Annotated in this window: 11 protein-coding genes; 5 read left to right on the top strand and 6 right to left on the bottom strand. The window is 67.0% G+C overall.

Annotation, left to right across the window (positions count from 1 at the left end; genetic code table 11):
* A partial coding sequence (locus VMJ70_15660; GenBank protein HTO92568.1) for a superoxide dismutase occupies positions 1-647 on the bottom strand: 647 nt, incomplete at its 3' end.
* 162 nt (positions 648-809) lie between these two features.
* Positions 810-2,132 (bottom strand): NAD(P)/FAD-dependent oxidoreductase, encoded by a 1,323-nt coding sequence (locus VMJ70_15655; protein HTO92567.1) that lies wholly within the window; start codon positions 2,130-2,132, stop codon positions 810-812.
* 58 nt (positions 2,133-2,190) lie between these two features.
* Here VMJ70_15655 and VMJ70_15650 point away from each other — a divergent pair, with 58 nt between their 5' ends.
* Positions 2,191-2,757, top strand: coding sequence for a hypothetical protein (locus VMJ70_15650; protein HTO92566.1), 567 nt, complete (start codon positions 2,191-2,193; stop codon positions 2,755-2,757).
* Positions 2,758-2,766: 9 nt separating this feature from the next.
* Here the strand turns inward: VMJ70_15650 and VMJ70_15645 are convergent, their stop codons facing one another.
* Complete coding sequence (locus tag VMJ70_15645) at positions 2,767-3,237, bottom strand: SRPBCC domain-containing protein (protein ID HTO92565.1); 471 nt, start codon at positions 3,235-3,237, stop codon at positions 2,767-2,769.
* Positions 3,238-3,394: 157 nt separating this feature from the next.
* On the opposite strand from VMJ70_15645, the gene VMJ70_15640 reads away from it, so the two are divergent.
* The 3 genes from VMJ70_15640 (at position 3,395) to VMJ70_15630 (ending at position 7,364) form a co-directional block, all read left to right on the top strand.
* A complete protein-coding gene (locus tag VMJ70_15640) occupies positions 3,395-4,342 on the top strand; it encodes a hypothetical protein (protein HTO92564.1) in 948 nt (315 codons plus the stop codon).
* 79 nt (positions 4,343-4,421) lie between these two features.
* The gene (locus tag VMJ70_15635) at positions 4,422-6,092 is read left to right on the top strand and encodes a DUF1800 domain-containing protein (GenBank protein HTO92563.1); all 1,671 of its coding nucleotides are present in this window, start codon (positions 4,422-4,424) and stop codon (positions 6,090-6,092) included.
* A 9-nt stretch (positions 6,093-6,101) separates the two neighbouring features.
* Positions 6,102-7,364, top strand: a complete 1,263-nt coding sequence (locus VMJ70_15630; GenBank protein HTO92562.1) for a DUF1501 domain-containing protein — start codon at positions 6,102-6,104, stop codon at positions 7,362-7,364.
* A 61-nt stretch (positions 7,365-7,425) separates the two neighbouring features.
* Here VMJ70_15630 and VMJ70_15625 read toward each other — a convergent pair whose 3' ends face one another.
* A complete protein-coding gene (locus VMJ70_15625) occupies positions 7,426-9,039 on the bottom strand; it encodes a glycosyltransferase family 39 protein (GenBank protein HTO92561.1) in 1,614 nt (537 codons plus the stop codon).
* A gap of 426 nt (positions 9,040-9,465) precedes the next feature.
* Here VMJ70_15625 and VMJ70_15620 point away from each other — a divergent pair, with 426 nt between their 5' ends.
* Positions 9,466-10,620 (top strand): serine hydrolase domain-containing protein, encoded by a 1,155-nt coding sequence (locus VMJ70_15620; protein HTO92560.1) that lies wholly within the window; start codon positions 9,466-9,468, stop codon positions 10,618-10,620.
* On the opposite strand, the gene VMJ70_15615 is transcribed toward VMJ70_15620, so the two are convergent.
* Both VMJ70_15615 and VMJ70_15610 read right to left on the bottom strand, forming a co-directional pair.
* Positions 10,602-10,772 (bottom strand): hypothetical protein, encoded by a 171-nt coding sequence (locus VMJ70_15615; GenBank protein ID HTO92559.1) that lies wholly within the window; start codon positions 10,770-10,772, stop codon positions 10,602-10,604. The two genes, VMJ70_15620 and VMJ70_15615, sit on opposite strands and share 19 nt — an antisense overlap.
* A gap of 3 nt (positions 10,773-10,775) precedes the next feature.
* On the bottom strand, positions 10,776-11,034 hold a 259-nt coding region (locus tag VMJ70_15610), incomplete at its 5' end, for an EamA family transporter (GenBank protein ID HTO92558.1).

Below are 11,034 nucleotides of genomic sequence, written 5' to 3'. Positions count from 1 at the left end.
AGCGGCACCCGCCCAGCGGCGAGCGGGGAGTCCTGGTTCGGCGACGTCTCGATGGCGAGAAGACCCGCTTGCCTGGGATCGCAGGTCAGCCACGCCCAGCCGCTGCCGAACACCGACATCGCAGCGGCGTTGAACTTGTCCTGGAACCCGCTGAAACTCGAGAAGGTCTTGTCGATCGCCTTCGCAAGCTCTCCGCTCGGCGCCTGCACCGCATCCTTCTTGAGGCTTGGCCACAGCAGGGAGTGGTTCGCGTGTCCACCGCCCTGATTGCGCACCGCGGTGCGCACGTCCGCGGGAATTGTGTCGAGCTTTCGCAGCAGATCCTCGACCGACAGCTTCATGAGATCCGGCTTGCCGGCGACGGCCTTGTTGAGATTGTTCACGTACGCGGCGTGGTGTTTGTCGTGGTGGATCGTCATCGTCTGCGCGTCGAGGTGCGGCTCGAGCGCGTCGGGCGCGTACGGCAACGGCGGCAGGGTGAAGGGGCCGGTGGGCGCGGCGGGCGGTGCCGCGCCCGACGCGCCGCCCGCCGCCTGCAGGTGCGGACCCGTTCCGGCGAGCGAGGACGCGAGCAGCGGGGTCTGCGACCAGGCCGCGGCGCCGGCGGTGAGGGCGATCGTCTTCAGGGCATCGCGACGGGACATCATGTCGGTGATCTCCTCTCTTGAGGCGGTCGGGGACACCCCCAGGCGACGCCACCGGCGAACCTCGGGGCGCTGGGCGAGCCCGACCCATGCAGACAAACGATAGGTCTACGACGCTCGCTCGACCGGTTCAAGGGCCTTTCCGTGGGGGCAATGGACGAGTCGTCACATCGACGCCGCCCGCCCCGCCACCATCCCGCTCGACCAGGCCCACTGGAAGTTGAATCCGCCAAGCCGGCCCTCGACGTCGAGGATCTCGCCGCACAGGAACAGCCCCGCGCAGCGCCGCGACTCGAGCGTGCTCGCATTGACCTCCTCGAGCGGCACGCCGCCCGCAGTCACTTCGGCCTTCTCGAAGCCGAGCGTTCCCGAGATGCGCAGCGGGCGGCTCACGAGTAGCTCAATCAGCTCGCGGCGCCGCTCGCGCGGCACCTGCGTGAGCTTGAGCGACGGACCAACGCCGGCCTCGGCGCACAGCGTCACCACCAGCCGGTCAGGCAGCCACACGCCGAGATGGCGGCGCACCGCCAGGCGCGGATCTTTCGAGGCCCCGAGCCACTGCTTCTCCAGCGACTCGCGCGTCTCCCCCGGCGCGACGCTCAGCGACACCGTAACGACTCCGCGACCCTCGGCGCGCAGCCAGTGCCGCGACAGATCGAGTGCCGCTGGCCCCGAGTAGCCAAAGTGCGTGAGCAGCAGCGAGCCGCGCGTCTTCGCTTCGACTTTGTCGTTCACTCGCAACGTCAGCTCGGCATCGACGCTCAAGCCCTTGAGCATCATGCACCACGGCTCTTCGCTGGTGAGCGGTGTCAGCGCGGGCACCGTCGGCACGATCGAGTGGCCGAGCCAGCGCGCGAGCTGGTAACCCACACCGTCACTCCCAGTGCGCGGAAACGACAGGCCGCCGGTGGCGAGAATCACGGCGTCGGCGTCGAGGAATTCGTCGGGCACGGGCGTGGACTTGCTTGAAAACACGGCGGCGTCCTTCACGTGCTGAATTCCGAGGCGAAAACGCCTCCCGACCGCATTCGGCGGGGCCTCACCAACTCTGCGTTCCGTTTCGGAACGCTCCCCCTCTACATCTATATGGACGACGCGGGCGCCGGCCCGCAATTCCACGCCCAATCGCGAGCACTCACGCAGCAACGCATCGAGCACGGTCTGCGCGTCATCGGTCACGGGAAAATACTTGCCCGTGTCCTCGAGTTTGAGCGCGACACCGAGCGACTCAAACCATTCGCGCGTCTGATCGGGGGTGAAGGCGCGCAGGATGCGCGCAACGACATTGCGCGATCCGCCAAAGTAGTCGGCGGCCGTGACCTCGCGGTGCGTCACGTTGCAGCGCGTTCCGCCCGACATCAGGATCTTGAGGCCGACCTTGGGATGCGCGTTGAGCAGCGTGACGTGCGCGCCGGATTCCGCGGCGCGGATCGCCGCGGTCAAACCCGCGGCGCCGGCCCCGACCACGGCAACGCTACCAGCGGACATGCGTCACAGAGTAGCCAATCTCGCGGCGGGAGTATCCTCCCGGCTAAGGAGGTGCCCTATGAACCGCAACGCTCTCCTACTCGCCGGCGCATTCATGCTGCTCGCTGGATCCGCGCACGCAGAGAACTGGAGCATCGGCAGCAATCTTGGACTCAGCGACCTCCATCCGAAGCACGGTGGCGATGCTCTGGTCGTGTTTGGAGCGCCGAGCAGTCCCGGAGTGATCGTACCCACATTCCAGCCGGGATTGAGGCTCGGAGCCTCGTCGAAGGGCGGCGAATTCGAGACCTACTTCGACACCGGGCTTACCGTGTTCAGCAGCTCGAGTTCGACCGTAACCGGCTATCAGCTCACCGCCAACCTCCAGTACAACTTCGGGGCGCGCAGCTCGACCAATCCCTTCCTGACGTTCGGCGGCGGAGTGATGGGTCAGAGTTACTCCGAGGGCAACAACAATTCGAATCCGATCTGGGGCGGAGGACTCGGTGTGCGACAGCGTGTCGCCGGGAACCATGGCGACGTCCGGGTCGAGTTCCGCTACGACTCCATCTCCGAAGACAAGCAGGGTTTCGAGGGTGGCACGCTGTATGGGGTGAAGATCGGCTTCGATCTGTGGATGAGGTAGGGCCTCGGACTACTTGAAATACTTCTTCATGAGTGACCAGTAGTTCTCTTCCCAGCCCTGGGCGAGATGGTCACGTTGTCCGTCCGGGAAGCTCGAGTGATCGAACACGAGGTGCGTTCCGCTTCCCTTCGGCTGAAGCTCGAAGCGCGCGATGGACCACATGCCTTCGGGCCACGTCACGACGCGCCACGCCTGCACGATGCGCTTCGCTGAAACGAGCTCGAGATTGCGGGCGACAATATGTCCACCGAACAGCGACGCCGCGCCGCCGACCGCGGGGTCGATCGCGGCCGCCCGGCCCGAGAATGCTCGAAACTGCGCTGAATCAGTCAGCGCCGCGTACACGCGATCCGGCGCCGCGGTAAACTCGACTTCCTGATGGATCGCCGCCGGCGAGGGTGTCGGATTGCCAGCTGCGTGGACCATCGCCGCCACCCAACTGACTCCCAAGACTACGAGCAGGAATCTGGGCGCGCGCATCGGAGCCTCCTTAGGTAGTTTGGCGAGGGCGAACCTAGCCGCGGCCGGCTGGCACGGCAACTCCTGCCGGGTGCGGCTCTTCCCTGGGTGTAACTTCCACTCGAATCCGACGTAATAGTGGCTTGGCGCCCTCTGGCCGCCAGAACGGGAGAATCGAATGAACGTCTCGTACGTCCAGCCCCTCCGCCTTGCATGGGAACGCATGGTGCGCATGCTGTTCCGGCCGTTCCGCATCGAGTTCTGGCTGACGCTCGGGTTCGCGGCCTTTCTCTCGGAGTACCTGTCGTGGGGCTTCTCGGGATCCCGGTCCGGCCTGCGCCGGCACGCGGAGGCGATCTCGCCCGACTCGCTCGCCAAGGTCATCGACTTCATCCGCAATCCGCTGGTGACAGCGGGACTCATCTTGATCGCCGTGATGTCGCTCCTCGCCTACCTGCTGTTCATGTGGCTCAGCGCGCGCGGACAATTCATCTTTCTCGACAACGCCGCTCACGAGCGAGCGGGCATCGTCGAGCCGTGGCGTCGCCTCGGGCGGCTGGGCGATTCGCTGTTCCTGTTCCGGCTGTGCGTCACCTTCGCGTGCCTGGTGGTTGCGGGCGCGATCATGGCGCCGTTCCTGACCGCGCTCGCGGCGATTCTGCACTCCGGCACGTTCCGCTTGAGCGACCTGATGGTGTTGCTGCCCATGCCGCTCATGCTGCTGCCGTTCGCGATCCTGTTCGGCTACATCTCGCTATTCACGCGCAGCTTCGTGGTCCCGATCATGTATCGGTACGACCTCGGCGTGCTCGCGGGATGGCGGCGTTTCCTTGCGCTATTCTCGCAGCGCCCGCTCCCGTTTCTCGTGTATGGCCTCTACTCGCTCGTGCTGCTGGTCATCGCTTTGTGCCTGATGCTGGCGTTTGGGCTCGGCACGCTCGCGATTGGCTTCGTGCTCATGGCGATCCCGTACCTCGGCTCGGTAGTGCTGCTGCCGCTCGAAGTCACGGCGCGGGCGCTGGGCCCCGAGTTTCTCGCGCAGTTCGGACCCGAGTACGCGGTGCTATCCACGCCGGCGCCCACTCCCGTCCCTCCGGCCACGGCGCCGTCGTCGGCGCGCGCCTAGCGGCGAGTGGGCGGGCCATTGGCCGTGCTACTCTCGGCGCTCTAAGAGACCCCGCCGGCCGCTCTGAAGGTCCCGGCACGTGCGTCAACTGGAGTTCGCTGCTCATCTCGCCGGCCGAATAGCCCTGGCCACGCTCGCGATCCTCGCGGTCGCGACCGCGCCGCCGGAATCCGCGACGCGAGCTCGCGCCGACGACATGGCGGGCCCGGACGCCAGCCGCACGCCCCTCACGGCCCGCGACTCGGCGCTGATCGTGCTCAATCGCCTCGCCTACGGCCCGCGTCCGGGTGACGTGGACCGCGTCGCCTCGATGGGCGTCATGCGCTGGGTGGACCAACAGCTCGCAGCACCGCACGACCGCGCGCGCGCTCAGATCGAATCCCAGTTCTCAATTCTGCGACTCGATCGCCAGGATCTGGCGCGCAAGTTCATCGAGGCCCGCGACGCTCGGCGTGCCGACAAGGCGGATTCGATGACGATGTCGAGCGACCCCACGCTTCGTGAATATCGAGACCTGGCCGAGCAGTTTCAGCAGCTGGTCGTGGCCCGCGCGGTGACCGCCGACAATCAGCTGGAAGAAGTCCTCGCTGATTTCTGGATCAACCACTTCAACGTGTTCTTCGGCAAGAACACCGACCGATTCCTGTTGCCCTCGTACGTCGAGCAGACCGTCCGCCCGCGAGTGCTGGGCAAATTCGAAGACTTGTTGATCGCCACGGCCGAAAGCCCGGCGATGATGGTGTATCTCGACAACACGCTGAGCGTGGCCAAGGGCGCGATCCCGCCGCAGCTCGAACGCGCCGAGATGCGGGAGATGCGCGGGTACTCGTCGATGTCCGAAGAACAGATCGAGCGCATCAAGTCGCGCATGCCGACCGGCATCAACGAGAACTACGCGCGCGAACTGTTCGAGCTCCACACGCTGGGTGTGGACGGCGGTTACACGCAGCACGACGTTCAGGAAGCTGCGCGCATCCTGACTGGATGGGGCGTCGATCCACCCGAAAAGGGCGGTGGCTTCGTGTTTCGCGACTGGGCGCACGATGATGGCGAGAAGGAGGTTCTGGGCGTGCGCTTCAAGGCAGGTCATGGCCGCGACGAGGGGGTGAAGCTGCTGCGCATGCTGGCGCGCCACCCGGCCACCATGCAGCACGTCACCACCCAGCTCTGTGAGCGGCTGATAAGCGACGATCCTCCCGCCGGTGCGATCGAGGCCGGTGTTGCGGCGTGGAAGCGCAGCGACGGCTCGATTCGCGAAGTCGTGAGAGCGATCCTCTCGAGCCCTGAGTTCTGGGCCGAGGCGCGTTCGCGCACCAAGTTCAAGACTCCGCTCGAGTTCGTGGCGAGCTCGGTTCGCGCGGTGGACGGCACTGTGGGTGTCGAGCCTGGGCCAGCGCGCGCGGTGGCCCGGCTCGGGCAGCCGCTCTACCAGCAGCCGGTGCCGACCGGCTACGCCGACACCGAAGCAGCCTGGGCGAACAGCGCTGCACTATTCGAGCGCATGAACGTCGCGGTCGCGCTCGCCGCCGGCAGGATGCCGGGCGTCAGCGTCGATCTCGATCCGCTGGTCGAAACCACCGGCGACGCCGACGCGTTGCTTCAGCGCGTGGACCAGGCGCTGTTCTCGGGACAGCTCTCATCGCACACCGAAGAAGTCATCCGCCGCCAGATCGAAGGCCTGAATCCGCCTCAGGCGCGAGCGATGGCGGTGGGCCTCGGTCTGGGCGGACCTGATTTTCAGCATCAGTAGGAGGTGTTTGTGAGTCTCGATTCTTTCGTGACCGTCACGCGACGCGCCTTTCTCCGCGCCGGAGCGCTGGCGCTGGTCAGCTTCGGCCTCGATCCGCTATTTCTCGATCGCGCCGCGTTCGCGCTCGCTCCTTCTCCGACGCGGCGTCGCGTGCTGGTCTGCATCTTTCAGCGCGGCGCGGTGGACGGACTGAGCATGGTGGTGCCGCACGCCGATGCCGCCTACTACCGCGAGCGTCCGCGCATCGCGATTCCCTCCGATCAGGTGCTCGACCTCGATGGACACTTCGGGCTGCATCCCGCGCTCTCGGGGCTGATGCCGCTGTGGCGGCAGGGATTGCTGGCGCCAGTCCAGGCGGTGGGCTCGCCGGATCTCACGCGCAGCCACTTCGACGCGCAGGACTACATGGAGAGCGGTACACCGGGCGTGAAATCGACGCCCGACGGCTGGCTCAATCGCTGCGCCGCGCACGATGAAGAGCATCGTCGCACGCCGTTCCAATCGGTAGCGTTCGGACCGCAGCTGCCGCGGATTCTCGCCGGCAGCGCGCCGTCGCTCGCGATCTCCGACCTGCGCGCGTTCGGCATCCGCGTTGGGCAGCCGGCCGTGCGCGACCGGTTGACGCGCGCGTTCGAGGAGCTCTACCAGCAGTCGGCAACCGGCATCGTGGCTTCGTCGGCGGCCGAGGGTTTCGAAGCCGCGCAGACGCTGCAGAAATTGAACCCTGGCGATTACCAGCCCGAGCACGGTGCGCAGTACCCGCAGGGAAAACTCGGGCGCTCGCTCATGCAGATCGCGCAACTGATCAAGGCCGACGTCGGTCTCGAGAACGCCTTCGCCGACGCCGGCGGCTGGGACACGCACATCGCGCAGGGCGCCGGCGAAGGCCAGCTCGCCTCGCGGCTTCGCGAGCTGGGCGATTCGCTCGCGGCGTTCGCGCAGGATCTGGGCGATCGCATGAGCGACGTGGTGGTGCTGACCATGTCCGAGTTCGGGCGCACGATCGCCGAAAATGGCAGCATCGGGACCGATCACGGCCACGCCACCGCGATGTTCGTTCTGGGCGGCGGCGTGCGCGGCGGGCGCGTGGCCGGCGAGTGGCCGGGGCTCGACCCCGCGCGGCGCTTCGAGGGCCGCGACCTCGCGGTGACCACCGACTTCCGCGATCTGTTCGGCGAGATCCTCACGCGGCATTCGGGCATCGCCGATCTCGCCGCAATCTTCCCCGGCTATGATCCGTCGGCGACGAGATTCCCGGGAGTCATGTCCTAGGCTTCGCGCCTCTGGCAATCGTCGCGAGCGCGGGCGCCGCCGCGTCATGAGAGCGGCGTGATCACCGAATCTTGAACAACCACATACAGTCGCCTGGGCGGGACGCTGCGCGCTCGGGGGGAAACGCATGAAAATCGAGCAACGCGATCCAGGGTGACGGTCCGTCCTTCAGCCGCAGCGTCTGCGGCAGCCCAACGTAGAAGTAGCTGCTCACGGCGAGCCAGTCACTCTCGGGCCCGGGCACACCGGTCCAGTAGGGCTCGAAGTCGATCCCATAGAGGTGTGGGTCGGCCGTGCCCAGGTAGGCCAGATGGACGCGCGCGATGCCGCGACTCTTCATCTCCGTCGCCAGCGCGGCAAGTCCCTGCCCCCAGTCCACGTTGGAGTCGTTGAGCCAGCGTTCACGCCGCTCGGGCGGCCCGGCGACCGGATTGAAATGCGAGAGCCACCACGGGGCGGCACTCCAGGTTTCGAGCGCGACCGTGAGAGCACTGGCCAGGCCCAAGGCAGGCCAGACTCGGGCGCGAGGCCCCATGATCATCAGCGATCCTGCGCCGATGCAGGCGAGCGGCAGCAATGGCAACACGTAGCGGACGCCGGCGTCGAGATTCCCAAACGTCATCGCGGGGATGAGAAAGACGAGTGCGCTGAGGATTAGTTCCGCCGATTCGATCCTCTTTCGAACGATCACTCGACCGCCGACGAGCACCAGTGCCGAGAGAAGCCCCAATGGCCACTTGATCGCAATGGCGAAGGGGAAGTACCACCATACCGATGCCGTCGTGGCGCGCCCCAGCACGTAGGTCGTCAGGTGTCCGGGCTCGGCATCGGCCGACTGACGATCGAGCCCCGTGACGACGTCGTTCGGCAGCGGCAGCCGCAGCGAAGGTGCCGCCCGTTGAAGCGACCGAAACCGCGTCGACGCGAAGGTCCATTCATGAAGCGGCCGAGGCCCTCTATTCGCGCCGTATCCCAGCCACAAAGCGGCGATCATCGCGATTGGCGCGAGCGCGAAGACGGGACCTGCGCTTCGCAGTGGCGCCGCACGTCCGCGCACGCGCTCCACGACCCAGAGGGTAACGAGAAGCGGCAGCAGGAGTACCGCTGAAAAGCGAGTCAGCGCGAATGCGCCGGCGACCGCCGCGAACACTGCCGTGTCGCGCCACGAGCCCGTGCGCACCACGCGCGATGCGGCGAGCGTGCCTGAGAGCCAAAGCAGCGATGTGGCCATGTCGAGTGTAGCGACGCCGGCGTGCGCGAGCGCCTCGGGTGCAAGCGCCCACAGCACGGCCGCCAGCAGCCCACCCCTGGCACCGAATCGAGCGCGCGCTGCGCCCCAGATGAGGAAGCCCAGCACGAGCGCCAGCAACACGTTCACGAGTCGAGCGGCCAGATAGATCCGGCGGTAGCGCGCGGCGTTCGCGCGCATGAACGCCTCGTTCACCAAGCGAGGGTCGTGTGTGGCAAGCACCGCCGCATCGGGTGTCCGTGCGCCGGCCGCGAGCGCCGCGAGACCGAAGAGCGCCTTCCCCAACGGCGGATTGACGGCGGAGACGCCGGCATCGCCGGCCGCGACGTAGGCCACGCCGGCTGGGACGTGAAAGCTCTCGTCGAACGTCACGGACGTGGCGCGTGCCCCAATGATCGCGAGCGCGGCCTCCACGGCGAGCAGCACCCCGAGCGCGCTCCACTCGCGCCAGCGTGGCACGTGGGCGGATGCACCGCCGGTCCGGCCTGGATTCGCGCTGACTTTCGCTTGGGCGCGGCGCTTACGGGCCATGAGTCGGGAGAATGCCCGTGCGGATTGTCGAGGAGCAAATCCCGCCTGCCATCCTGGCCGTCGGAGCCCGCCCGGGCTCGCCAAATTGTCACGGCTCGCCGCACCCGCGGCGCCTCACGCCCGCGCGTAACCGCCGTGCAATCAACGCGCATGGTCAGTCGGCCGCCGCACGACCGGCCGGCACGAGCTATGCCGTGCCCCTTTGTGGGAGGTATCGCCATGGAACTCACCGCTCAAGCTCTCAGCGAGGAAATCGCCCGGCCCGCCGGCCGCCCGGGTGGTCCGTTCGCCCCCGACCGGTTGGCGCGGATGCACGAGGCGATGGAACGTCACATCGAACGCGGCTGGGCTCCGGGGCTGGTCACGTACGTCTACCACCGCGGTCGCGAACAGGTGGATGCGATCGGCACGATGGCGTTCGATGATCCGACGCGGATCAAACGTGACAGCATCTTCCGGCTCGCCTCGATGACGAAACCGGTGACCGCGATCGGCGCCATGACGCTTCTCGAAGAATGCCGCCTGCGGCTGGACGATTCCATCGAAGCGTGGCTGCCCGAGCTTGAGCATCGCAAGGTGCTTCGCACGCTCGAGGGTCCTCTCGGCGATACGGTTCCGGCCAGGCGCGCGATCACGGTTCGGGATCTGCTCACGTTCCGCTCGGGCTACGGCGAGCTCCTGTTCCTCTCGCCCACCTGTCCGCTGCAGCGGGCCATGGCCGAGGCACGGCTGCCGCTGACCGAGTGGATCTTCCCGGAGTCACAGGACGAGTTCATGAAGCGACTCGGGGCGCTTCCGCTGGCGTTTCAGCCCGGCGAGCGCTGGCTGTACCACATGAGCGCCGAGATTCTGGGCGTGCTGATCAGCCGCGTCTCGGGCCAATCACTCGGCCGGTTCCTCAGCGAACGTATTTTCGAGCCGCTCGGTATGAAGAACACCGCGTTCCACGTTCCCGAGCTGAAGCTCGATCGGCTTCCGATCTGCTACAGCGCCGACATGATGTCGGGGACGCTGACCGTGCTGGATCCCGCTCGCGGCGGCCAGATGTCGCGGCCGCCCAAGTTCGAATCCGGCGCCGGCGGCCTGGTCTCGACCGTCGATGACATGGCCGCCCTCGGGCGAATGATGCTGAACGGCGGCCGGCACGGCCGCGCACGCATTCTCTCGCGGCATTCGATCGAACTGATGACGACGGACCATCTCACGCCCGTGCAGAAGGTGGAATCGCCGTTCTTCGACGGGTTCTGGGAGACGCACGGCTGGGGCCTCGGACTCGGCGTCACGACCGGGCGTCGTTCGATCGCGGATTCGCCCGGGAGCTTCGGCTGGGATGGCGCCTTCGGAACGTCGTGGTCCGTGGATCCACGCGAGCAGCTGGTCGGAGTGCTCATGACTCAGCGTCGCCCCGACGTGCTGAACATACCGAATCTCACGCGCGACTTCTGGACCTCGGCCTATCAGCTGATCGACGACTGAGGTCGAGGGCCGGTCGGGTGCTCATGGGAGCGCTTCGTTGGCAGGTGCTCGACCTCGGCGATCAGGCCGACCCGTACGGCGGCGGAGCCGCGCTCGTCGGCGGTCTGCTCGTCGAGCTTACGGATGAGAGCGCCGCGCGAGAGGAAGCGCAACTGCTATCTCGTCCCGTTCGTCAGCAGCACGATCGCCACGCCTGCCAGCGCCAGTCCCGCGACCTGCAGGCGATGGAATCGCTCGTGCAGCACGAATCGCGCGAGGATGATCGTGAACGCGGGCCCCAGCGACACGATGGTGCCGACGATGCTCACGGCGTGCGAGCGCACCACCAGCAGATAGAGCACGTTGGCGGTGCCGTCCACCAGCGAGCCGGCGATCGCCGGCGCCCGCGATCCAGGCGGCAGGCGCGGTGGCTCG

This window comes from Candidatus Sulfotelmatobacter sp., assembly GCA_035498555.1.
Taxonomy (GTDB): domain Bacteria; phylum Eisenbacteria; class RBG-16-71-46; order RBG-16-71-46; family RBG-16-71-46; genus DATKAB01.
This window is presented reverse-complemented; position numbering and strand designations above follow the sequence as displayed.

Excerpts from the sequence above, each read along its gene's own strand:
- VMJ70_15645 (HTO92565.1), bottom strand. The coding sequence starts at position 3,237 with ATGCGCGCGCCCAGATTCCTGCTCGTAGTCTTGGGAGTCAGTTGGGTG.
- VMJ70_15620 (HTO92560.1), top strand. The coding sequence starts at position 9,466 with ATGGAACGTCACATCGAACGCGGCTGGGCTCCGGGGCTGGTCACGTAC.
- VMJ70_15655 (HTO92567.1), bottom strand. The coding sequence starts at position 2,132 with ATGTCCGCTGGTAGCGTTGCCGTGGTCGGGGCCGGCGCCGCGGGTTTG.
- VMJ70_15650 (HTO92566.1), top strand. The coding sequence starts at position 2,191 with ATGAACCGCAACGCTCTCCTACTCGCCGGCGCATTCATGCTGCTCGCT.
- VMJ70_15640 (HTO92564.1), top strand. The coding sequence starts at position 3,395 with ATGAACGTCTCGTACGTCCAGCCCCTCCGCCTTGCATGGGAACGCATG.